Source organism: Leifsonia sp. Leaf264 (assembly GCF_001422325.1).
GTDB lineage: Bacteria > Actinomycetota > Actinomycetes > Actinomycetales > Microbacteriaceae > Orlajensenia.
The window spans coordinates 24,456-47,387 of the sequence record NZ_LMMR01000007.1; the positions used below are offsets into that span (position 1 = coordinate 24,456).

General features: G+C 70.2%; 24 protein-coding genes. 15 read left to right on the plus strand and 9 right to left on the minus strand.

Annotation, left to right across the window (positions count from 1 at the left end):
• Positions 1-27 precede the first annotated feature (27 nt).
• From ASF30_RS22830 to ASF30_RS16010, 11 genes are all read left to right on the plus strand, one after another.
• Complete coding sequence (locus tag ASF30_RS22830; RefSeq protein WP_121003578.1) at positions 28-483, plus strand: YtxH domain-containing protein; 456 nt, start codon at positions 28-30, stop codon at positions 481-483.
• Between the two features lie 12 nt (positions 484-495).
• Positions 496-906 (plus strand): phage holin family protein, encoded by a 411-nt coding sequence (locus ASF30_RS15965; RefSeq protein ID WP_055908938.1) that lies wholly within the window; start codon positions 496-498, stop codon positions 904-906.
• Positions 893-1,192, plus strand: coding sequence for a DUF3618 domain-containing protein (locus ASF30_RS15970; RefSeq protein ID WP_082467947.1), 300 nt, complete (start codon positions 893-895; stop codon positions 1,190-1,192). Before ASF30_RS15965 ends, ASF30_RS15970 begins: the two co-directional genes overlap by 14 nt.
• Before the next feature lie 63 nt (positions 1,193-1,255).
• Positions 1,256-2,011: a hydrogen peroxide-dependent heme synthase gene (gene hemQ / locus ASF30_RS15975; RefSeq protein ID WP_055908941.1), complete on the plus strand. Its 756-nt coding sequence runs from the start codon at positions 1,256-1,258 to the stop codon at positions 2,009-2,011.
• The gene (locus ASF30_RS15980) at positions 2,011-3,279 is read left to right on the plus strand and encodes a ferrochelatase (protein WP_055908944.1); all 1,269 of its coding nucleotides are present in this window, start codon (positions 2,011-2,013) and stop codon (positions 3,277-3,279) included. Before hemQ ends, ASF30_RS15980 begins: the two co-directional genes overlap by 1 nt.
• Positions 3,276-4,271 carry a hydroxymethylbilane synthase gene (gene hemC / locus ASF30_RS15985; RefSeq protein ID WP_055908948.1) on the plus strand — a complete coding sequence of 332 codons (996 nt, stop codon included), beginning with the start codon at positions 3,276-3,278 and terminating at the stop codon, positions 4,269-4,271. Before ASF30_RS15980 ends, hemC begins: the two co-directional genes overlap by 4 nt.
• A complete protein-coding gene (locus tag ASF30_RS15990; RefSeq protein WP_442914974.1) occupies positions 4,272-5,057 on the plus strand; it encodes a uroporphyrinogen-III synthase in 786 nt (261 codons plus the stop codon). It abuts the gene before it with no gap.
• 120 nt (positions 5,058-5,177) lie between these two features.
• Complete coding sequence (gene hemB, locus ASF30_RS15995) at positions 5,178-6,173, plus strand: porphobilinogen synthase (protein ID WP_200918468.1); 996 nt, start codon at positions 5,178-5,180, stop codon at positions 6,171-6,173.
• Positions 6,170-7,492, plus strand: a complete 1,323-nt coding sequence (gene hemL / locus ASF30_RS16000) for a glutamate-1-semialdehyde 2,1-aminomutase (protein ID WP_055908951.1) — start codon at positions 6,170-6,172, stop codon at positions 7,490-7,492. Before hemB ends, hemL begins: the two co-directional genes overlap by 4 nt.
• A 78-nt stretch (positions 7,493-7,570) precedes the next feature.
• Positions 7,571-7,939, plus strand: a complete 369-nt coding sequence (locus ASF30_RS16005) for a hypothetical protein (RefSeq protein WP_055908953.1) — start codon at positions 7,571-7,573, stop codon at positions 7,937-7,939.
• A 77-nt stretch (positions 7,940-8,016) separates the two neighbouring features.
• Positions 8,017-8,358, plus strand: a complete 342-nt coding sequence (locus ASF30_RS16010; protein ID WP_055908956.1) for a DUF4190 domain-containing protein — start codon at positions 8,017-8,019, stop codon at positions 8,356-8,358.
• 26 nt (positions 8,359-8,384) lie between these two features.
• Here the strand turns inward: ASF30_RS16010 and ASF30_RS16015 are convergent, their stop codons facing one another.
• From ASF30_RS16015 to ASF30_RS16040, 6 genes are all read right to left on the minus strand, one after another.
• Positions 8,385-9,512: a winged helix DNA-binding domain-containing protein gene (locus ASF30_RS16015; RefSeq protein ID WP_055908963.1), complete on the minus strand. Its 1,128-nt coding sequence runs from the start codon at positions 9,510-9,512 to the stop codon at positions 8,385-8,387.
• Positions 9,513-9,515: 3 nt separating this feature from the next.
• Positions 9,516-10,568 (minus strand): MDR family oxidoreductase, encoded by a 1,053-nt coding sequence (locus ASF30_RS16020; protein WP_055908966.1) that lies wholly within the window; start codon positions 10,566-10,568, stop codon positions 9,516-9,518.
• Positions 10,569-10,637: 69 nt separating this feature from the next.
• Complete coding sequence (locus ASF30_RS16025) at positions 10,638-11,468, minus strand: ABC transporter permease (protein WP_055908967.1); 831 nt, start codon at positions 11,466-11,468, stop codon at positions 10,638-10,640.
• Positions 11,465-12,631, minus strand: coding sequence for an ABC transporter ATP-binding protein (locus ASF30_RS16030; protein ID WP_082467949.1), 1,167 nt, complete (start codon positions 12,629-12,631; stop codon positions 11,465-11,467). The genes ASF30_RS16025 and ASF30_RS16030 overlap by 4 nt, the downstream gene beginning before the upstream one ends.
• A 106-nt stretch (positions 12,632-12,737) precedes the next feature.
• A complete protein-coding gene (locus tag ASF30_RS16035) occupies positions 12,738-13,517 on the minus strand; it encodes an isocitrate lyase/PEP mutase family protein (RefSeq protein WP_055908969.1) in 780 nt (259 codons plus the stop codon).
• A 135-nt stretch (positions 13,518-13,652) separates the two neighbouring features.
• Positions 13,653-14,291 carry a TetR/AcrR family transcriptional regulator gene (locus ASF30_RS16040; RefSeq protein WP_055908972.1) on the minus strand — a complete coding sequence of 213 codons (639 nt, stop codon included), beginning with the start codon at positions 14,289-14,291 and terminating at the stop codon, positions 13,653-13,655.
• A 145-nt stretch (positions 14,292-14,436) separates the two neighbouring features.
• Between ASF30_RS16040 and ASF30_RS16045 the strand changes: the two genes are divergently transcribed.
• Positions 14,437-15,981 (plus strand): MFS transporter, encoded by a 1,545-nt coding sequence (locus ASF30_RS16045; RefSeq protein ID WP_055908974.1) that lies wholly within the window; start codon positions 14,437-14,439, stop codon positions 15,979-15,981.
• A gap of 277 nt (positions 15,982-16,258) precedes the next feature.
• On the opposite strand, the gene ASF30_RS16050 is transcribed toward ASF30_RS16045, so the two are convergent.
• Positions 16,259-17,470, minus strand: coding sequence for a cysteine desulfurase-like protein (locus ASF30_RS16050; protein ID WP_055908978.1), 1,212 nt, complete (start codon positions 17,468-17,470; stop codon positions 16,259-16,261).
• Between the two features lie 100 nt (positions 17,471-17,570).
• Here ASF30_RS16050 and ASF30_RS23220 point away from each other — a divergent pair, with 100 nt between their 5' ends.
• Positions 17,571-19,073: an LssY C-terminal domain-containing protein gene (locus ASF30_RS23220; RefSeq protein ID WP_082467951.1), complete on the plus strand. Its 1,503-nt coding sequence runs from the start codon at positions 17,571-17,573 to the stop codon at positions 19,071-19,073.
• Positions 19,074-19,135: 62 nt separating this feature from the next.
• Here the strand turns inward: ASF30_RS23220 and trhO are convergent, their stop codons facing one another.
• A complete protein-coding gene (gene trhO, locus ASF30_RS16060; RefSeq protein ID WP_055908981.1) occupies positions 19,136-20,050 on the minus strand; it encodes an oxygen-dependent tRNA uridine(34) hydroxylase TrhO in 915 nt (304 codons plus the stop codon).
• A gap of 183 nt (positions 20,051-20,233) precedes the next feature.
• Between trhO and ASF30_RS16065 the strand changes: the two genes are divergently transcribed.
• Complete coding sequence (locus ASF30_RS16065; RefSeq protein ID WP_055908982.1) at positions 20,234-20,770, plus strand: YbhB/YbcL family Raf kinase inhibitor-like protein; 537 nt, start codon at positions 20,234-20,236, stop codon at positions 20,768-20,770.
• A gap of 54 nt (positions 20,771-20,824) precedes the next feature.
• Here the strand turns inward: ASF30_RS16065 and ASF30_RS16070 are convergent, their stop codons facing one another.
• Complete coding sequence (locus tag ASF30_RS16070; protein WP_055908985.1) at positions 20,825-21,463, minus strand: LysE family translocator; 639 nt, start codon at positions 21,461-21,463, stop codon at positions 20,825-20,827.
• Positions 21,464-21,826: 363 nt separating this feature from the next.
• Here ASF30_RS16070 and ASF30_RS16075 point away from each other — a divergent pair, with 363 nt between their 5' ends.
• On the plus strand, positions 21,827-22,915 hold the full coding sequence (locus ASF30_RS16075) for an enoyl-CoA hydratase/isomerase family protein (RefSeq protein ID WP_082468083.1): 1,089 nt from the start codon (positions 21,827-21,829) through the stop codon (positions 22,913-22,915).
• The last annotated feature ends 17 nt before the right edge of the window (positions 22,916-22,932 follow it).

Sequence of the window (22,932 nt, forward strand, 5' to 3'; positions counted from 1 at the left end):
CGCCATCGATCGGGATTGAGGTACGGCATGCGGGGCAAACTCCTCTTCGTGACGGGAATCGCCGTCGGCTACGTGCTCGGCGCACGTGCGGGCCGTCAGCGCTACGAACAGATCAAGTCCGCCGCGGAGAGCGTGTGGAACACGCCGGTCGTGCAGAGCGGTGTCGACACGGCGAAGGACTTCGCCCTCGCCCGCGTCGGTGACGTCTCCGACTCGGTGCTCGACGGCATCAAGAAGCTGATCGCAGCGGCCACCAACTCCAAGCCGGCGCCGACGCGCTCCTACGCGGCACCGACCCGGCCGGGTGCAGGCAGCACCGCGGGGTCAGCCTCGTCTGTTCCCAGCACCGAGTCGTACACGGTGGCCGAACCCGTCGACGTTCCGTCGACGAAGCCCGCCGCCAAGCCCGCCGCAGGTACCTCCGGTGCGGCGTCGAGTGCGGCGTCCCGGAAGAAGAAGCCCAGCTCGTCCGAATCCGAATAGAGGTGATGCGCCGTGCCTGAGACCAAACTCAGAAAGCAGTCGTTGTTCCAGCTCGTCGGTGAGCTCCCCACGCTCATCCGCGACCTGCTCCAGGCCGAGATCGCATCGTTCAAGGCCGAACTCGTGGCCAGGGGTAAGAGCGTCGGTGTTGCGGCCGGGCTGTTCATCGTCGCCCTCTTCTTCCTGTTCTGGCTGTTCGCCGTGCTCATCGAGGCCGCTGTCTTCGCGTTCGCGTTGATCGTCCCGGCGTGGGCGGCGGCGTTGATCGTCGGCGGCATCCTGCTGGTGATCATCGCCATCCTGGTGTTCGCCGGCATCGCGAGCTACAAGCGCGCGACGAAGGAGCCCGAGGCGTCGATCAAGGAGCACATCCAGACCGACGTCGATGTTGTGAAGGGGGTTGGACCGTATGACAACCACTGATGTGAGCAGGAGCCTGCTGGAGCCTCGACCGCTCTCGGAGCTGTCGCGCCCCGAGCTCAGGGTCGAGGTGACCCGGGCCCGCAACGAACTCGCCTCGACGCTGAACGCGATCGAGGATCGACTGAACGTCCCCCGGAAGGTGCGTGAGCGCACCGACCGCTGGGGCCGCGAGCTACGACGCCTGCGCGCCGAGAACCCGGTGGCGCTCGCTGGAGTGGCTGTCGGAGTCGCCGTCGTCATCGGGGGAGCCGTCTGGGGGATCGTCACACTCGTGACCCGTGACTGACCCCGTTCGCGCAGCGGGCCGTCTCGCTTTGGAAAGAACCGCAAAGCGAGAGAGACTGGGGGCATGACTTCCCTCGCTGCCGGTGAGGCAGCTGACGCCGTGCCCGAAACGACTTCCTCGGAGGTGTCCGGCATCCCTGAGGCCACACCCTCGGGATACACGCTCTTCGCCGTGTTCCGGCGCGACCCCGCCAATCCCGACGACTTCGACGGACACGACGTTCCCAAGGTCGTCGCCGAGCTCGACGACGTGGTGCGCCTCCTCGAGACCGAGGGGGTGACGATCCGCGGCTTCTACGACGTCTCCGGCCTGCGTGCTGATGCCGACCTCATGATCTGGACCCACGCCGACGACGCCGAGACCCTCCAGTGGGCCCACCGCGAACTGCGTCGCGTGCGACTGCTCAAGTCGTTGCTGCCGACCTGGAACGCCATGGGCGTGCACCGTGACGCCGAGTTCAACAAGTCGCACGTTCCCGGATTCCTGCGCGGAGTCGAGCCGAAGGGCTGGATGACCGTGTACCCCTTCGTGCGCAGCTTCGAGTGGTACCTGCTGCCCGACGCCGAGCGTGGACTCATGCTGGCCGAGCACGGCCGCAAGGGGGCCGGCTTCCGCGGCGTCGTCGCGAACACCGTCTCCTCGTTCGCGTTGGGCGACTACGAGTGGCTCCTGCCCATGGAGGCCGACGAGCTCACCGACCTCGTCGACATGATGCGCGATCTGCGGGCGACGGATGCGCGTCGCCACGTGCGCGAGGAGGTCCCGTTCTACACGGGCCGCCGCATCAGCACCGCCGAGCTCGTGGAGGTGCTGCAGTAATGGCCGCCCGCAACCTCGGCAACACCACGGCCCACAAGCCGGCGCCGGCGACCAGCGCGCCCTGCGCTGCCGGTGCCCGCGTACCCGGCGCCACCCCGGCGGCGCAGCAGGGTGCCGAACACGTCGAGACGCCCGTCGCCTACGACGGCATCCTGCTCAGCGGCTTCGGCGGACCCGAGGGCCAGGACGAGGTCATCCCGTTCCTCCGCAACGTGACCAGCGGTCGCGGCATCCCCGATGAGCGGCTCGAGGAGGTGGCCCACCACTACCGTCACTACGACGGCGTGAGCCCCATCAACGAGCAGAACCGACAGCTCAAGGCCGCCCTCGAGGCCGAGATCGCCCGCCGCGGCCTCGACCTGCCGGTCTACTGGGGCAACCGCAACTGGGAGCCCTACATGAACGACGCCCTCACGGAGGCGTCGGAGGCCGGGGCGAGCAAGCTCATCGCGATCGCCACGAGCGCCTACAGCTCGTACTCCAGCTGCCGGCAGTACCGCGAGGACTACGCTGACGCGCTCGAGGACACCGGCCTCGGCGACAGCCTCCAGATCGACAAGGTGCGCCAGTTCTTCGACCACCCCGGCTTCGTCACGCCGTTCATCGAGGGCGTCCGTGATGCCGTCGCCGAGCTGACGGCATCCGGGATCGCCGAATCCGAGATCGAGGTGCTGTTCGCCACGCACTCGATCCCGACGACGGATGCGCTCCGCTCGGGCCCGGCCGTGCTCGACGCCTCATCGGCCACGGGTACCGACCCCGAGGCCGACCGCGGCTTCGGCGGCGGGGGAGCCTACGCCGCGCAGCACGAGGCCGTCGCCGAGGTCGTCATGCGCGAGGCGACCACCTCGCCCATCAGCTGGCAGCTCGTCTACCAGTCGAGGAGCGGCCCGCCCACCCAGCCGTGGCTGGAGCCCGACATCAACGACGCCATCGCGCTGCTGCCGGAACGCGGCGTCAAGGCCGTGGTGATAGTGCCGCTCGGTTTCATGAGCGATCACATGGAGGTGCTCTGGGACCTCGACAACGAGGCACTCGAGTCAGCCGACGCGCACGGCCTGCAGGCTGTGCGCGTCGCGACGCCGGGAACGCATCCGTCGTTCGTCGCCGGTCTCGTCGACCTGGTGCTCGAGCGCATCGAGGGAACCCCGACCGCCGACCGCCCCGCCCTTACCGAGCTCGGCCCCTGGTACGACGTCTGCCGACCCGGTTGCTGCGAGAACGTGAGGCTCGGCTTCAGGCCGGCCCTCGGCGGGATCGCACCGTGAGCGCCGGCTCAGCCGCCGGCGCGGCGTCGGGTGCCGCATCCGTGATCCGGGTGGGAACCCGTGGCAGCGCACTGGCGCTGGCGCAGACCAAGGCCGTCGCCGCGAAGATCGCTGCGGCATCGGGCTCGACCGTCGAGATCGTCACCATCACGACCCACGGCGACACGTCGACGGACTCACTCGCCGCGCTCGGTGGCACCGGCGTCTTCGCCTCGGCCCTGCGCGAGGCCCTGCTGGCCGACGAGTGCGACCTCATCGTGCACTCCCTGAAGGACCTCCCGACAGCTCCGCACCCCGGCCTGCGCATCGGCGCGGTGCCCAAGCGCGCCGATGCCCGCGATGCCCTGTGCGCGCGCGACGGCCTCACCCTCGAGACCCTGCCCGAGGGTGCCCGCGTCGGCACCGGCTCGCCCCGACGCGTCGCTCAGCTGCGTGCAGCGCGTCCCGACCTCGTGGTCGTCGACATCCGCGGCAACGTCGACACCCGTCTCGGCCGGGTGGCGGATGGCGACCTCGATGCCGTGATCCTGGCGGCGGCCGGACTCGGCCGCCTCGGCCGACTCGACGCCGTGACCGAGCTGCTCGACATCAACGACTGGCCGACGGCTCCAGGCCAGGGCGCTCTCGCCGTCGAGGTACGAGACGGCCGGCTGGAACGCCACCTCGAGTCCGGCCTCCGATCGGTCGAGCACACGACCACCCGGGCGTCGGTCTCGGCGGAGCGTCTCGTGCTCGCCGGACTCGAGGCCGGGTGCTCCGCTCCGATCGCGGCATCAGCCATCGTCGACAGCGACATGCTGTTCCTCACGGCCACGGTGTACAGCCCCGATGGCACCGCGAAGATCACAAGTTCGCATGCAGCCACCCCCGACAGCCACTCTTCTGCACATCTGGCCGAGTCAGCGGATGATGTGGCAGGTAGAGTCGTCGCAGAACTTCTCGGCAACGGTGCCGCCGAACTCGCTCCGCTCCAGGGCACGAAGGGCACCTAAGTGATCGATCGACAGGCCAAGGCTCCGCGCCCGCTCGACGGCTGGCGCGTCCTCGTTCCTCGTGGTGGGCCGTGGGGTGACAGCGTCGCCGCCAATCTGAGGGCGAAGGGCGCCGCCCCGGTCATCGCCCCGCTCATCAACTTCGCACCGACCGACGACGCCGAGACGCTGGCGACGGCACTGGCCGACCTCGCGGCCGGCGCGTTCGACTGGGTCACCGTCACGAGCGCCACGACGGTGGACGTGCTGTCGTCGCATCGCGCCGTGATCCCCGCCGAGACCCGCGTCGCCGCTGTCGGCGAGACCACGGCCGCGGCCCTCACGGCAGCCGGCTACCGCGTCGACATCGTTCCTCACGAGGACAATTCCGCCCGGGGCCTGCTCGAGGAGTGGACCCAGGCCACGGCCGGAGCCTTCCCCCTCACCGTGCTGACTCTCCGGTCCGAGATCGCCAAGCCCCTGCTCAGCGAGGGCCTGCGCCGCATCGGGCACGACGTGCGCTCGGTCGTCGCCTACCGCACCATCGGCGTTCCGGTCTCCGAGCAGGTGACCGCCGACGTGGCATCGGGTCGGATCAACGCCGTGCTCATCACCAGTGGAAGCGTCGCCGAGCAGGTCCAGCTGCAGCTCGGCCCGCTCCCGCAGGGCACCCTCGTGGTCGCCATCGGCCCGCAGACGGCTCGGGATGCTCGCGCCTACGGCCTCGACGTCGACGCAGTCGCCGACGAGCGCACGGCGGAATCGCTCATCGAGGCTCTCGTACGCCAGGCGGCTTCGCTGGTCTGAGGCATCCCGCTCGCTGAGGCCCGGACGCAGTCCGCGGGCGAAGTGGATGCCGGGCCGGCGCTTCGGGCGGTCGCCTCGCTCGGCCCTCAGCGAGCGTACGGTTCGACGTAGGCTTGACCGGTGAGCGAATCCTTCCTTCCGCGCGTGCGCCCGCGCCGGCTGCGGGCGACCCCCGCGCTGCGCCGCGCCGTCTCCGAGACCCGTCTGCATCCGTCGGAGCTCGTGCTTCCGATCTTCGTGCGTGAAGGCGATGACCCCGTCGCCATCGCCTCGATGCCGGGCGTCGTGCAGCACACCCTCGACAGCGTGCGCGCCGCCGTGAACGAGGCCGCGGCCGCCGGTGTCGGCGGCGTCATGCTCTTCGGTGTTCCCGAGGTGCGCGACGCCATGGGCTCGGGCGCCACCGATCCCGACGGCATCCTGAACCTCGCCACCCGCGTCGTGGCCGACGAGGTGGGCGACGCCCTCGTGGTGCAGACCGACCTCTGCCTCGACGAGTTCACCGACCACGGACACTGCGGCGTGCTGGATGCCCTCGGGCGCGTCGACAACGACGCCACGCTCGAGCGCTACAGCGAGATGGCTCTCGTGCAGGCTGCATCCGGATCCGCGCTCCTCGGCCTCTCGGGCATGATGGACGGCCAGGTCGCCGCGGTGCGAGCCGCCCTCGACGAGTCGGGCTTCATCGACACGGCGATCCTCGCCTACTCGGCCAAGTACGCCTCCGCCTACTACGGCCCGTTCCGCGAGGCCGTCGCTTCGACCCTGCAGGGTGACCGCCGCAGCTACCAGCTCGACCCCGGCAACCGCCGCGAGGGCCTGCGCGAGGCGATGATCGACATCGACGAGGGCGCCGACATCGTCATGGTGAAGCCGGCGGGCAGCTACCTCGACGTGCTCTCCGACGTGGCCGCGGCATCCGATGTTCCCGTCTGGGCCTACCAGGTGTCGGGCGAGTACGCCATGATCGAGGCCGCGGCGGCGAACGGGTGGATCGACCGGCAGCGGGCCGTGCACGAGAGCGTGATCGGCATCCGTCGTGCCGGGGCCGACACCGTACTGACCTACTGGGCGACGGAACTCGCCGGCTGGCTGAACGACGGAGTGGTGGCATGACGCGCAACGACGACCTCTTCGCGCGCGCCCAGGCCGCCATCCCCGGCGGCGTGAACTCTCCCGTGCGCGCCTTCCGGTCCGTGGGCGGTTCGCCGCTGTTCCTCACCTCGGCTCGCGGTGCGTACGTGACGGATGCCGATGGCCGGGAGTACGTGGACCTGGTGGCCAGCTGGGGCCCGGCCATCCTCGGGCACGCGCAACCGCAGGTGGTCGCCGCCGTGCAGGAGGCCGCTGCCCGCGGCCTCGGCTTCGGCGCCGCGACGCCGTCGGAGACCGAACTCGCCGAGCTCATCGAGGAGCGCGTCGCGCCGGTGGAGAAGGTGCGCCTGCTCTCGACGGGCACCGAGGCGACGATGACAGCCATCCGCCTGGCCCGCGGTTTCACCGGCCGGGACCTGCTGGTGAAGTTCGCCGGGCTCTACCACGGCCATTCCGACGGGCTGCTCGCCGAGGCCGGTTCCGGCGTCGCCACCCTCGCCCTGCCCGGCTCGGCCGGCGTGACGGCCGCCACGGCAGCGCAGACCCTCGTACTGCCGTACAACGACCTCGACGCCGTGCGGGCGGTCTTCGCGGAGCACGGCGATCGCATCGCCGCGATCATCACCGAGGCCGCGGCAGCCAACATGGGCGTCGTCGCTCCGGATGCCGGCTTCAACGCGGCTCTCGTCGACATAGCCCACGCCCACGGCGCCCTCGTCATCCTCGACGAGGTGCTGACGGGCTTCAGGGTCGGCCGCGCCGGCTACTGGGGGCTCGAGAACGCCGGAGTCGCCGGTCACCCGGCGTACGCCCCCGACCTGTTCACCTTCGGAAAGGTGGTCGGCGGCGGGCTCCCCGTGGCGGCCCTCGGCGGCCGCGCCGACGTGATGGACCACCTCGCACCGCTCGGCCCGGTCTACCAGGCCGGCACGCTCTCCGGGAACCCTGTCGCCGTCGCCGCCGGCCTGACCACGCTCCGTCTCGCTGATGACGCCGTCTACGCTCACCTCGATGCCACGGCGCTGACCGTCTCCACCGCGGTGTCTGACGCGCTGACGGATGCCGGAGTCGCCCATGCCGTGCAGCGGGCCGGCAACCTGTTCAGCTTCGTCTTCGGCGAGAACGTCGTCGGCGGGGTGCGGAATTACGACGAGGTGCGCGCCCAGGAGGCCTGGCGCTACCCCGCCTTCTTCCACGCGATGCAGGACGGCGGCGTCTCGCTTCCGCCGTCGGTGTTCGAGGCCTGGTTCGTGACGGCCGCCCACGACGATGCCGCCATCGCGCGCATCGTCGAGGCGCTGCCGGCGGCGGCGCGGGCAGCAGCGGAGGCGACCCCGTAGCTTTCGATGCGGTATCGGATCATTCGTTTGTGAAGTGTCCACAGCACCAATCGCGCACACTTTTGCCAGACTGGAAGCATGGCGTCATTGCGAGTGCATCAGGACCGGCTGGAGATCCATCTCACGTCGGCCGAGAAGGTGCTCTCCCTGCGCCGGGACGACATCATCGTCCCCCGCGAGGACATCCGCTCCGTCACCATCACCGATGACCCGTGGATCTGGATCCGCGGCATCCGTGCCCCCGGCGCCTTCGTGCCGTTGACCCTCGCCGTCGGCACCTGGAAGTTCCACGGGGGCAAGGACTTCATCGTGGTGAAGAACAAGCGGCCCTCCGTGATCATCGACATCGACGGCGGCGAGTTCTCGCGTGTCGTCGTCAGCACCAACCACGCCGTGGAATTGATCGGCTCGCTGAAGATCAGCGAATCGGACGCTGTGTCGGACTGAGTCAGTATCGTTGGGTATCGGCTCAGTCGATCCCGTGCACACGATGATGCGCGGGCAGTCACGGATGCGAGGAAATCATGACCGGTTTCAGCGAGATGCCCGGACAGGATCCCCTGTCGGCCGGGTACAACCCTGAACACCTGGAGGGCTTCGAGGCCGACCCGCTCCCGCCTCTTCATGGCGCGGACGATCCCGGCCGCACTCTCGGCATCATCGGACTCGTGCTCGCGATCTTCTTCAACATCATCGGCCTGATCGTGAGCATCGTCGCCTACAACAAGTCGAGGAAGGCCGGGTACAGCAACGGATTCGCCGTCGCCGGCATCATCGTCGGTGCCGTGCTGCTGATCCTCGCCGGTGTGCTCACCCTGCTGCTGTTGGGCACGGGGCTGGCGCTGTTCGGCACCGTCTCGAACTGAGCGCCGCCTGAGCAGCAGGCCGCGACTCAGCCGGCGATGCTCGTCGGCACGCCGAGGTAGCGACCGTACTCCTCGACGGCCCGATCGATCCCTGGACGAACGGATGCCGGCAGCGGCGTGACCGGTCGCAGCTCCACCTCCGCCGATCGGCGGGCGATGCTGTGCTTCCACGTGGCGGCGATACGGCCATCGAGCAGCGCGGAGTGCAGCAGGGGGTCGGGTGTGCCGGGGGCGCTGAAGTCGGGGTGCTGGATGATCCCGCGCGTCTCCGAGTACGACATCACGTACTCGTCGTAGCCGTGCAGCAGGTCGATGCGCGGTGACGCCGGCACGTCGGATGTCGCGGCATCCGTCGGCGGCATCCAGCACTCGACCCCGTCGACCTCGACCTGTACGAGGGAGTCAGGAGCGCGCTCCAGCGTGATCTCGAGGCCCCGTCGGCAGTCTGCCTGGGTCAGTCCGCTCCAGGCGCCCATGTCCTTCACCGACGCCGGTCCCCGGGTGCTGAAGTACCGGGCGGCGAGGGTGGCGAGGGCGTTCTCATGGTCGTAGGAGGACGCCCCGTCGACGAAGGTGGGAGGCACGCGCTCGTCGAAGGCCGCATAGCTGCGCTGCTTGCCGATCGTGACCCCGCTGATGATGACGCGTTGCAGCTCGGCGAACATCAGCGCGTAGACGAAGCCGTTGTTGTCGAGCTCGATCCCGCTGGCGCCGAGTGACGCGCGCAGTTCGGCCCTGGTGCTGTGCCGGCCGTCGGCGACCGTCGCCGCGAAGGCGTCGGTCACGCGCACCAGGGTCGCAGCGTCGAGTCCGGCACGCTCGAAGTAGATGCGACTGATCGCCAGCACCCGAGGCGCCGTGAGGGTCAGCATCCAGCGGGCATCGCCGGGCGCCAGGAAGTGCCAGGTGGGCCTCATCACGTGGGTGCGCAGGATGCCGCCGAGGTCGTAGGCGACGCCCATGTCGGCGGCGTTCGGCCGATCGGCGGGGGTGATGCGCTGCGCGATCGACCACAGCGCGTAGGGGAACTCCTGGGCCTGCATCGCCACGAGACCGCTGACGACCTGTTCGGGCGTGACGGGCCGCGGATCCCAGAGGCCGAGCCGACGCATCCGCAGGCGGATCGCCTCATCGGCCGTGATGGTGTCGGCCATGGCTCAGGCCGTCGGTCCGCCGCCGATGGCGACAACCGTGCGACCGCGCGTGCGGCCGGCGAGGATGTCGTCGGCCGCGGCGAACACCTCGGCGAGCCCGATCTCGTCCGTCATCGCGTCGAGCCTGGCGAGGTCGAGGTCGGAGGCCAGGCGCGACCAGGCCTGCTCGCGCAGGGCGAGCGGTGCGTCGACGGAGTTGATTCCCACGAGGCTGACGGCACGCAGGATGAAGGGCATCACCGTCGTGGGCAGCTCCGCGGATGCCGCCAGTCCACACGAGGCGACGACACCGCCGTACTCCACCTGGGCCAGCACGTTCGCCAGCGGGATGCCGCCGACGGAGTCGATCGCGGCCGCCCAGCGCTGCGACTGGAGGGGCTTGCCGGCCTCGGCGAGCTCAGTGCGGTCGATCAGCTCGGCGGCGCCGAGGGAGCGCAGGTAGTCGCCGTTGTCGGCCGAACGCCCCGTGACTGCCGCCACGGTGTACCCGGCCCGCGCCAGCAGTGTGATGGCGACGGATCCGACACCGCCGGATGCCCCTGTCACCAGGACAGTGCCGCGGTCGGGCCCGATTCCGTGACGCTCGAGTGCGAGCACCGAGAGCATGGCCGTGAAGCCGGCCGTGCCGATCGCAGCGGCCTGCCGGTCGGTCAACGCCTCGGGCACGCGCACGAGCGAGCCTCCGGGGACCAGCGCCTTCTCCGCGTAACCGCCATGCCTGGTCTCGCTGAGGCCGCCGCCGTTGAGGAGCACCCTGTCGCCGGGCTTCCAGCGCGCATCGGCGCTCTCGGCGACGGTTCCGACGACGTCGATGCCGGCGACGATGGGGTAGCTGCGTGTCACGCCGGGGCGGCCGGAGACGGCGAGTCCGTCCTTGAAGTTCAGGCTCGAGTAGCTGACGTCCAGCAGCACGGCGTCGGCCGGATCGGGTGCTGACGGCCCTGTGCGCAGCTCGTCGACGTCGAGCTCGCGGAGGGTCGATACGAGGCGCGGGCGGTCGGCGGCATCCGTCTCCCGATCGACGACGATGGCTCGGACAGGATCAACGCTGCTCATGTTCGCAGCCTACCGAGCGGCACCGGCAGATGAGATGTCACGCGAGCCCATGGGTGGCCGGTGGTCGCGTCAGGTGACGTCGCGCCGCCAGCTCGTGAAGTAGCCGCCGAAGGTGAGGATGGCCGCATAGCCGAGCAGCACGATGGCACCCTGCCACCACTCCAGCGGATCCGTGGCTGCGCCACCGCTGAGCGAGTAGAAGCTCACGCCGACGACGGCGTCGCTGGCGGCGCCAGGCAGGAAGCGGGCGATGCTCGCGGTGACGTCGATGAAGCTCGCGGCGAGGCGCAGCAGCGGCTCCACGAACTGGGTGAAGGCGAGCACGATGACGATGGCGGCGACCTGGCTCGTCACGAGGGTGCCGAGGCCGACGCCGATGGCCGCCCACAGCGCCATCGCCAGGATGCCGCGGCCGGCAAGCGCCCAGGTGTCGCTGTCGCCGAGGTTCGTGGCGATGTCGAAACCGGTGAACACGCCTGCTCCGGCGGCGAGCGTGGTGATCCAGGCGATGAGGCCGAAGACGGCGCCGACGATCACCGCGACCTTCACCTTGGCGAGCAGCACCAGGCCGCGTCGCGGGGTGGCGAGGAACGTGGGGGTCAGCGTCTCGTGACGGAACTCGCCCGTGGTTGCGAGGGCGCCGAGAAGCACCGGGAAGACGTAGCCGACGGTAGTGGCGAAGCCGTAGACGAGGGGCTGCAGCTGGTCACCCGTCGGTAGGCCGCGCGCACCGGATCCGCCGGCCTGGTCGGGGTTCTGGCTGATCCAGCCGAACAGGGCCGCGAGTCCGCCGGCGGTCGCCCCGACGTACACGACCATGACGATGGCGAGGATCCACCAGATGCGGGTGGTGAGGATCTTGAGGAACTCCGAGCCGATGGAGCGGAACAGGGCGGTCATCGCTCGTCCTCCCCGCTCTCCCCGGCATGGCGGGGTTCCGTCTCGGGCGGGGTCTCCGGCAGGCCGTCGGAGACCGGGCCGTCCGTCGCCTCCGGAGCCTCGTGACGACCGCCGCCGCCGTTCTCGTCGGCAGGGTCGTCGAGGGCGACGGATGCCGCGGGCTCGGGTTCTGCAGCAGGGGCGGCCTGCGGGTCGCCGGCGTTCTCCGACGTCGCGTCGGGGGCGGCATCCGGGGTTGCATCAGTCGTCTCGGTGGAACCGCCGACGACCTCTCCGCCGTCGACGAGGGTGAGGAACGACTCCTCCAGGCCGGCCTTCTGGCGCTGCAGCATCGAGATCTCGACGCCGTTGGCGAAGGCGAGGTGGCCGATGCGGCCGGGGTCGCCCTCGGCCACGAGGAGCCCGGTGCGTCCGGTGCTGAACTCGAAGCCCGCGTCGCGGAGAACCTCGGCCAGGCGGGCGCGGTCGGGGGAGTCGACGACGACATGCGGGGCCACCTCGGTGTCGAGGGTGGCGAGGGTGCCGCGGTGCACGAGGCGGCCCTTGGCGATGATGACGACCTCGTCGACGCTCTGCTGCACCTCGCTGAGGAGGTGGGAGCTGACGAGCACGGTGCGTCCCTCGGCGGCGAGTTCCCTCAGGAACAGGCGGATCCACTTGATGCCCTCGGGGTCCAGGCCGTTGATCGGCTCGTCGAGCACGAGCACGCCAGGGTCGCCGAGCAGCGTGTAGGCGAGTCCGAGGCGCTGGCGCATGCCCAACGAGTAGCCGCCGACCCGACGACCGGCGTACTCGGCCAGTCCGACCCGGCGCAGCACCTCGTCGACCCGGCTGGTGGGGAGTCCGGCGGCGGCCGCGTAGACGCGGAGGTGGTTGTGGGCGGTGCGTCCGGGGTGGAAGCTCGCTGCCTCGAGAGCCGCACCGACGGTGGTGAGCGGATTGGCGAGCTCGCGGTACGGGGTGCCGCCGAAGGTCGCCGTGCCGGAGGTGGGGCGCACGAGGCCGAGCAGCATCCGGAGGCTCGTGGTCTTCCCGGCGCCGTTCGGGCCGAGGAATCCGGTGACACGACCGGGCTCGACGGTGAAGGAGAGATCGGCGACAGCCGTGACCGCGCCGAAGCGCTTGGTCACGCCGGAGAACTCGATGGGCACACCCGTGGGCATTGCGGGCCTTTCGTCGACTGCAGGTTCAGCGTATCGGCGTGGGCGCGTATTTTCCCCGCCCACGCCGCGAAAGGCCCGCAAACAGCCGGATGAACCCGAGCGTTCCTCAGTTGAGTTGGCGCAGGTCCGTCGGAAGGACCCCGCCGGCGTAGAGCGACCTCGCGAGGTCCTGCAGGTCGCCGAGCACGGCGCGCTGCGTGTACGGGCCGTAGGAGATGCGGGCGACACCGAGCTCCGCCAGGCGTGCCGGCAGCGGCAGCTTCGGCAGGCCGATGACGCTCAGCCGGCGCTCGCCGAGGCCGGCGACGAGCTGCTGCACGACGTCCTCGTCGAAGTTCCCCGGCACGAAGACGCAGGTGGCGCCCTCGGCGAGGTACGCCCGACCGCGCTCGATGGCGTCGGCGATGTTCTCCTCGAGCGGGCGGTGACCGCCACGCAGGAAGGCGTCGGTGCGCGCGTTCAGCGCGAACTGCACGCCGGCGTTCTCGCCGGCCTTCACCGCGGCGGCGACGGCGGCAGCGGCATCCGCCAGTGGCTTCAGCTCGTCTTCGAGGTTCGCCCCGACCACGCCTAGGTCGATGGCACGGCGGATGGTCTCGCCAGCGTCGCCGTAGCCGGCCTCGAGATCGGCCGTGACGGGCACGTCGACGGATGCCGCGATGCGGCCGACCATGTCGAGCATGAGGTCGCGCGGGATGACCTCGCCGTCGGGGTACCCGAAGGTCGCGGCGATCGAGTGGCTGGCCGTCGCGATGGCTCGGGTCTCGGGGAGGGCGGCGACGGCGCGGGCGCTCACGACGTCCCAGACGTTGACGACCGAGAGCAGCTCGGGGGCGTCGTGCAGGCGGCGGAGTTCAGTGGCTTTCGAGGCTGTGTTCGAGGTCATGGCTCCAGCGTATGGCGGGCCACCGGAACACTCCGGCGGGGATCGGACACGACCGGCTCCGCTCGCTGAGGACAGAGCGCAGCGACCGTCCGAAGCGCCTCCTGGCGCGCTTCGACCGCCGACTTCGTCGGGGCCTCAGCGAGCTGGAGAGGCGGCCGGCTCCTTCAGCCCGACAGCGGGAAGGATGACGCCGTCGATGAGCGCGATGAGGAAGTCGCGGTCGACGGGCTTGCGCTCGATGAGCACGCGGTACGACGCCATCGACGGGCTGAGCAGGGCGAGGGTCTCGACGTCGCAGTCGGCCGAGATCTCCCCGCGCTCGATCGCCCGCTGCAGGAAGAGCCTGTTGACGGCGACCCGCGGCTCGACGATCGCCGCGCTCACGGCATCCGCGAGGCCGGGATCACGGGAGAGCATGGAGACCAGCCCCGCCATGATCTGCAGCTTCTTCTCGGCGTCCTCGATGGACCGCGGCTTGATCAGTGCGACCAGGTCGCCGCGCAGGGTTCCGGTGTCGGGCAGGTGGGCCTCGTCGAGGTCGTTGCGCTTCATGCACGCCACGGCGTCGACGACGAGTTCGGCCTTCGACGACCATCGGCGGTACACGGTGGCCTTGCCGGCCTTCGCCCGGGCCGCCACCATGTCGATCGTCATGCCGTCGTAGCCGGTCTCGGCGAGAACGTCGAGGGCGGCGTCGAGGATCTCGGGGTCGCGGGTGTGGTCGCGCTTGCGGCCGAGTTTCGTCGGGGCTGCGGGCAGGTCGAGCTGCGTCATTGCGGCTGGTCTCCCTCTCGTCGTGGTCGGTTCCCGCCGGTCGGCGTCGGCTCGCCGAGGCCGCGGATGGCTGCCATGTTACCCGCTTGTAAATTCAGGAACCGTTAAGATCCGAAACTCCACAGTACCGCATATAGTGGCTCCCATGTCTTCGAATTCCCCCGCTCCCTCGACCGCCTCGGCGGCCGCTCCAGGTGTCGCATCCGGCGCTCCTGATGCATCGTCCCGCCGCTGGTGGACCCTCTCGGTCGTCGCACTGGCCCAGCTCATGGTCGTGCTCGACTCGACCGTCGTGAACATCGCCCTCCCGGCCGCCCAGGCCGACCTCGGCTTCTCCGACGCCGACCGCCAGTGGGTCATCACCGCGTACTCGCTCGCCTTCGGCAGCCTGCTGCTGCTCGGCGGCCGACTCTCCGACCTGATGGGCCGCAAGCGCACCTTCATCATCGGCCTCATCGGTTTCGCCGTCGCCTCCGCGCTCGGTGGCGCTGCAGACACCTTCGGCCTGCTCGTCGGCGCCCGGGCCCTGCAAGGTGCCTTCGGCGCACTGCTTGCTCCCACGGCACTCGCCGTGCTCACCACGACCTTCACCATCCCGAAGGAGCGCGCCAGGGCCTTCGGCGTGTTCGGGGCCATCGCCGGTGCCGGTGGCGCTGTCGGCCTCCTGCTCGGCGGCTTCCTCACCGAGAACTTCAACTGGCGCTGGAACCTCTACATCAACGTCTTCATCGCGATCATCGCGATCGTCGGCGCCCTGTTCTTCGTCGTCAACGCGAAGCGCGTCGGCCCTCGTCCGAAGCTCGACGTTCCCGGCACGATCCTGGTGTCGGCCGCCCTGTTCTCTCTCGTCTACGGCTTCTCCAACGCCGAGTCCGACGGCTGGGACTCGCCGCTCACCTGGGGCTATCTGGCGGCATCCGCGATCCTGCTGGTCGTCTTCGTGCTCTGGCAGATGCGGGCGAAGCACCCGCTGCTCCCGCTGTCGATCGTGCTCGACCGCAACCGTGGCGCGGCGTACAGCTCGGTGCTCATCGCCGGCGCCGGGATGTTCGGCATCTTCCTGTTCGTGACGTACTACCTGCAGGCCTCGTTGGGGTACTCGCCCATCCAGACGGGCCTGGCCTTCCTGCCGATGATCGCGATGCTCGTGCTGGCGGCGCAGCTGTCGACCAACATCTTCGTGCCCCGCTTCGGTCCGAAGATCATGGTGCCGTTCGGCATGACCCTCGGCGCCGTCGGCATGGTCTACCTCACGCATCTCGGCCTCGACAGCACGTACGCCGCCGACGTGCTGCCGCCGCTGCTCATCCTCGGCTTCGCGATGGGCTCGATCATGCCCGCCTCGATGCAGACGGCGACGCTCGGCGTCGACCGCGAGTTCGCCGGCGTCGCCTCGGCGATGGTGAACACCAGCCAGCAGGTCGGCGGGTCGATCGGCACAGCTCTGCTCAACACCCTGGCCGCGACGGCTGCAGCCGACTACATCGCGAACCACCTGCCGACGACGGCCGCCGTCGCCGCCGAGGCGGCCGTGCAGAGCTACGCCGTGGCGTACTGGTGGGGCGCAGGCTTCTTCGCCTTCGGTGCCGTGCTCTCCGCCCTGCTGTTCAAGCGCCGCGCGCACTCCGCGCTGTCGTCGAACCACGTTCCGGCGGCCACGTCGGATGCGGAGCCCGTGCTCGCGCACTAGGTGCGTCCCGCTCGCTCGAGTCCTGCGCCAGTTGGCCGCGCGATCACCCCACGCCCGCCTCCTCTCGCCACGTGTGGCCGCACCGCCCAGCGGTATGCGGCCACAGGTGGCGAGCCGGCGTTCGTCAGGCGGCCACACGTGGCGAGCGGAGTGCGCACAAGTGGCGAGCAGGCGCCTCGGGCCTGGAAGGTCGTCGGGCCGCCAGCGGAGGTGGGGGTGTGCGCTCGCGTCAGGCCAGGTGTGCGCTCACGTCGGGCCTGCGGTGGTGCGCCGTACGTCAGGCCAGCAGCTCGCCCAGGGCCTCGAGCAGGCGGTCGATCTCGTCCTCGGTCGTGTACGGGGCCAGGCCGATCCGCAGCCCGCCCGCATCCTCCAGGCCCAGCAGCCGGCTGGCCTCGAGCGCGTAGAAGTTGCTGGCCGGCGCGAGGATGCCGCGTTCGTCCAGTGCCCGGTAGAGGGCGGATGCCGCCCGCTCGCCCGTCGGGTCGTCGGCCGTGACCAGCACCGTCGGCGTGCGGTGCCGTGCTCGCGACCACACCGTGACAGGCAGGGTGGCCAGACCGGCCTCGAGACGCTCGAGCAGCGCAGACTCGTGTTCCTCGAGTGCGACGAAGGACGTGGCCAGTCGCTCGCGCCGGGTGCCGGACGCGTCGGAGTCGAGGGCGGCGAGCACGTCGATCGCCTCCGTGACCCCGGCCATGATCTCGTAGGGCAGCGTTCCGAACTCGAATCGCTCGGGCACGGCATCCGTCGACGGCAGCAGCTTGTCGGGGTGCAGGGTCTCCAGCAGCTCGGGGCTCGCCGCCAGGACGCCGCAGTGCGGGCCGAGGAACTTGTACGGCGAGCACATGACGAGATCGGCACCCATGGCCTCGAGGTCGACGAGCCCATGCGCTGCGAAGTGCACGGCGTCGACGTAGAGCAGGGCGCCCACCTCGTGCACCCGCTCGGCGATCGCCGGGATGTCGGGCATCGTGCCGATGAGGTTCGAGGCCGCGGTCACGGCGACCAGGCGTGTGCGCGGGGTGAGCTGGGCGGCGACGGCATCCGTCGACAACTCGCCGGTCCGCACGTCGAAGTCGACCCAGCGCACTGTAGCCCCGGCACGCTCGGCGGCCTGCACCCACGGGCGCACGTTCGAGTCGTGGTCGAGGCGGGTCACCACGACCTCGTCGCCCGGCCCCCAGGCTCGGGCGAGGGTGCGGGTGAAGTCGTAGCAGAGGGCTGTCGCGCTGCGTCCGTAGACGATGCCACGCGGATCGGCCCCGAGCAGGTCGGCGCAGGCCTGCCTGAAGGCGAGCACCACGGCGTCGGCGGTGCGCTCCGAGGCGCCGACGGAGCCGCGGTTCGACAGCGGGCCGGTGAGGGTTCTCGCGATGGCATCGCCGACGGATGCCGGAGTCTGCGTTCCGCCGGGTCCCTCGAAGTGCGCCACCCCGTCGGCGAGGGCGGGGAAGAGCGAACGGATGCGGTCGACGTCGTAGGCCATGCGATTCAGCCTAGGGTTCGCCAGGCCATGAGCGCCGGATGAGGGTCGGACGTGCGCCGGACGACAGCGCCGGCCGGAGCGCAGGGAATAGCATGACGCCATGTCGAGCGAGATCGTGGTCGAGCCGCGGAACGCCGGGCGCCGTCGATTCTCGGTGAGCTCACTCCTCGACGGCTTCTTCTTCGTCTTCGCAGCGCTCGCGGCCGTCTGGCTGGCGACCATAGTCTTCGGCGAGGGCTTCCAGTGGCGCTGGTCGTCGTTGCTGTACTTCATCGTGTTCTGGGCGCTGCTGGCCTACCTCGTGCTCCCGCGGCTGCACCGCATCCTCACCACCATCTACGTACCCGACTACTTCATCGGCCGGGCGCGCACGAGCGACGGACTCCTCGGCGACCCGGTCAACCTCGCGCTCCTCGGCACCGACGAGGAGGTGCACGCTGCGATGGCGGCGGCGGGCTGGATCCGCGCCGACGACGTGACCGCCGGCTCGAGCCTGCGCATAGTGGCGTCGACGGTCACCCGTCGCTCGTACGACGAGGCCCCGGTGAGTCCGCTCTTCCTGTTCGGTCGCCAGCAGGACTTCGCCTACCAGCAGGAGGTGGCCGGCAATCCGGCCAAGCGCCATCACGTGAGGTTCTGGCGGTGCCCCGACGACTGGCTGCTGCCGGGCGGCCGCCGGGTCGAGTGGCTCGCCGCCGGCACCTTCGACCGCGCCGTGGGGCTCTCGCTGTTCACCCTGCAGGTCACCCACAAGATCGACGCCGACACCGACATCGAGCGCGACCACATCATCGCCACCATCCGCGGGGCGGTGCCCGACGCCGGCCTCGACGTCATCAGGGACTTCTCGACGGGCTACCACTCGCGGAACGGCGGCGGCGACTCCATCACGACCGACGGTGACATGCCGATCGTCGACCTGCGCTCGGACGCCGAGAGAACGGATGCAGCGAGTCCTCGTGCCGTGACCCGGGATGCCGCGACGCCCGACGCCTCGGCATCAGGGGCACCAGCATCGTCTGCCTCGGCCTCGGCCTCCGCGTCCGGGTCCGCCTCCGTCTCGGCTTCCTCCGCCGCAGCGCTCGCCCGGCCCGGCGACAAGCGCTCGGCATTCGAGAGCTCGTTCGACCTCGCCCGGCCCGTGACCACCTCGGCCGGTGCCAGACGTCCGTCGACCATCACCATGGGCGTGGTGCTCATCGTGCTGCGGGTCATCGGCGGCTCGGCCTGGCTGCTGCAGCTGGCCACGGAGTGGGACAGCATCGTGAACGACGTGCGCGTCGACGTGGAAGGCGTCGATCCGAGCGACGTTCCCGGCCTGGAGCAGGTCGCGCTCTGGGTCATCGTCGGGATCGGCATCCTGGTGTTCATCGTCGAGCTCAGCGTCGTGATCCTGATCTACCGCGGGGTGAACTGGGCGCGCATGCTCGTGCTCGTCATCGCCACCTTCGGCATCATCGTGGCCGCCGTCGACGTCGCGGCCGGGGGAGAGGGGATCACGCTCCGCACGACGCTCATCACCCTGTCGCTCGACATCCTCATCCTCCTGGCGCTGTCGAGTCGTTCGGCGCGGGCCTACTCGCGGCGGGCCGGCGGGCGCTGAGCCCGGCGCTGGTCGACCAACTGGTCGACCAACTGGTCGCTGAGCTGTCGTCAGCGCGTCGGTCAGTGGGAAGCAGCGGCAGCCGCGTGCGCCTCGCAGTACACCGGTGCTGCCGCCGCGCACTCATCGCAGACGACGAGCTGCTCGCGGCACGACAGGTCGGTGCAGTTCTGCATCCGTTTCGTCGCTGTTCCATCGACGACGCAGTGACCGATCACGGCGGCGTGGTCGCTGAAGTCGACGGATCCGCGCTTGTCGAAGACGTAGAGCGACCCCTCCCAGAGGCCGTCGTCGCCGCGGGCCTCGCCGTACCGCACGATGCCGCCGTCGAGTTGGTAGACCTCGCCGAAGCCGCGGCTCACCATGAGGCTCGAGAGCACCTCGCAGCGGATGCCGCCGGTGCAGTACGTGACGACGGGGCGCCCCTTGAGGTCGTCGTACTTGCCGCTGTCGAGTTCGGCGACGAAGTCGTGGGTGGTCGAGACATCCGGAACCACCGCATTCGCGAAGTGGCCGATCGCTGCCTCGAAGGCGTTGCGCCCGTCGAAGAAGACGACATCGTCGCCGCGCTCGGCGACCAGCGCGTCGAGCGCATCGGGATCGAGGTGGGTGCCTCCGCCCACGACCCCGTGCTCGTCGACCCGGAGCTCGCCGGGGGCTCCGAACGACACCAGTTCGTCGCGCACCTTCACGCTGAGCTTCGGGAAGTCGATGCTCAGGCCGTCGTCGTCGAGCCCGCGGCCCTCGCTCCACTTCACGTCGAGGTGCTTGAAGGCGAGATAGTCGCGGGTCTTGCGCAGGTAGCGCTTGACGGCCGTGATCTCCCCGCCGATCGTGCCGTTGATGCCGTCCTTCGAGAGGATGATGCGGCCGCGGAGGCCCAGCAGTTCGGCCAGGTCACGCTGCCAGAGGCGCACGGCGTCGGGGTCGGCCAAGGGCGTGAACGCGTAGAAGAGCAGGATCTTGGCGGTGGCCATCAGTCCATTCTGCCGCGTCGCGCGCGCCGGGCCTGTGCGTTCGGTGCACGACGGGTGTGCGTTCGGCGCACTGGCGGTGCAAGGCCTTGCGCGGGTGACCGACGCGGTGGTTGCGTAGCGAGTGCGGCATCCGGTCGTGCATGGGTTCGGCCGGAGTCACTCACGCCGCGTCGAAGGAGACCGATGTTGGACTACGACCCGTACGCCGAACTCGCGAAGCTGCGCGACTTCCCGCCCCTCACCCTGACGAGCGACGATCTCGAGCCGGGGGCCGCGCTCGCCACGGCCCAGTGGGACGAGGGGATGGGCGGTTCCGACATCTCTCCGCAGCTCTCGTGGACTGGAGCGCCGCCCGAGACCCAGAGCTACGCCGTGTCGATCTTCGATCCGGATGCTCCCACGGGGTCCGGCTTCTGGCACTGGGCGGTCTACGACGTGCCGGCCTCGGTCACCTCGCTCGCGACCGGAGCGGGAACCCCCGGCAGCGGCTCACTGCCTGCCGGCGCAGTCACCCTGCCGAACGAGAAGCGGCTGACCTCCTACAGCGGCGCCGCGCCGCCTCCGGGAACGGGAACCCACCGCTACTTCATCGTCGTGACGGCCCTCGACGTGCCGCACCTCGACATCCCCGAGGGAGCGACGCCCGCCATCCTCGGCTTCAACGCGCACTTCCACGGCATCGCCCGCGGCATCCTGGTGGGAACGGCGTCCAGCGACTGAGGTCGGCTGGCCGCTGAGTCCGCGCTTGCCAGCTCTGGCGCGGACCGCGCCCGACTAGTGCTTGTTCCCGCTCAGGGCCAGCACTCCGCCGAGGCCGATCATCATGACGCCGCCGGTGGCCGAGAGAGTCGAGATGCGCTTCGGCGAGCGTGCGAACCAGTCCCGTGCCGTGCCGGCAGCCAGCGCCCACACGCTGTCGCAGCACAGGGCGAGCACCACGAAGACGGCACCGAGCTCGGCCATCTGCAGCGGGACCATGCCGATCGAGTAGTCGACGAACTGCGGGAGCACGGCGACGAAGAAGGCGATCGTCTTGGGGTTGGTCACGCCGACGACGAAGCCCTCGCCGAGCAGTCGCCAGGGCGAACGCGGCGCGACGTCGCCGGTGGCCGCCGCCGCGGCATCGTGCCGGTGCCGGATCGCCTGAATGCCGAGGTAGACCAGGTAGGCGGCGCCGAGCAGCTTCACGGCAGTGAAGACGGCGACCGACTGTGCGACGAGTGCCCCGACACCGAGCGCGACGGCAGCGACGAGGGGCAGCATCCCGAGCGCGTTACCGACGACGCTGAGCAGGCCACCGAGCCGGCCGAGGGCCAGCGACCGGCCGATCACGAACAGCACGCTCGGCCCCGGGATCACGATGAGCACCACTGATGCCAGCACGAAGGCGAGCAGATGCGGGGCTGGGACCATCCGTCGATCGTATCCCCGCGCGGCTCGCCCGTCCGCCGGCGCTGCCGTCCGTCCGTCCGCCGGTCCGCCGACGCTGCCGCCGTGTGAAGGCACACCTGCCGCCGTGTGAAGGCCTACCCTCCGCCGTATGAAGGCGAACCTGCCACCGTGTGAAGGCGAACCTGCCGCCGTGTGAAGGCACGCGCCGGCCGACTCCCGCTTTCCCGCGGAACGGAGCGCGACTGTGCCTTCACATGGAGGCACAGTGCCTTCACATGGAGGGACGACGCCTTCACACGCCGGGACGACTCCTTCACATGGAGGGATGCCGCCCGCCCGGCGGGACGATGCCGTCACACGGATGGGTGCTCTAGCGTGGCATCCGTGACCGACACGACGAGCCCTGCGACGGATGCAGCACCCACAGCCGAGCCCGAGGTCCTCGCCTCGGTCACCGACGGGGTCGGCCGCATCACGCTCAACCGGCCGCGCGCGCTCAACGCCCTGAGCTACGCGATGATCGGGCTGATCACCCACCACCTCGAGGCCTGGCGCGACGACTCCGAGGTCGCCCTCGTCGTGCTCGACGGCGCAGGCGACCGTGGTTTCTGCGCCGGCGGCGACATCAGGGCGCTCTGGGAGAACGCGAGCGCTGGCAGCAATGCCGATTCCCGTACCTTCTTCCGCGAGGAGTACAGGCTGAACGCCATCATCGCCCGCTATCCGAAGCCCGTGGTCGCCATCATGGACGGCATCACGATGGGCGGCGGCATCGGCCTCGGCGGCCACGCCTCCATCCGCATCGTCACCGAACGCTCCAGGCTCGCGATGCCCGAGACCCGCATCGGCTTCAGCCCCGACGTCGGCGGCACCTGGCTGCTCGGTCGCGCCCCCGGCGAGCTCGGCACCCACCTCGGCCTGAACGCGGCCACCATGACCCCGGCCGACGCCATCGCCGCCGGATTCGCCGACTACCTGGTGCCGAGTGCCGCCCTGCCGCACCTGGTGCAGGCGCTGCAGGAGCGCGCCGACCCCGGCTCGCCGCCCGAGATCGTGCTGCTCTTCGACGAGACGCCGGGGCCCAGCGAGCTCGAGGCTCGGCGGGAGTGGATCGACGCCTGCTACTCGGCATCGACCGTCGCCGAGATCATCGACCGCCTGCGCGCACGACCGGAGTCCGAAGCGGCCCGGGCTGCGGACGAGCTCGAGGCGCTCTCGCCGACAGGGCTGACCGCCACTCTCGCCGGCATCCGTTCGGCGCGTGCCGCGTCGAGCCTCGAGCAGGCTCTCGAGGGTGAATACCGCACAGTGGCCTGGCTCATCGATCAGCCAGATCTGCGCGAGGGCATCCGCGCCCAGGTGGTCGACAAGGACCGCACTCCGCGCTGGAGTCCGGCCACGCTTGCCGAGATCGACACGGATGCAGTCCTCGCGGCCATCGCTCAGGAGCCGCCCGAGCCGCTCTGGGCGTGAGCGGAGCCGGCCCCAAG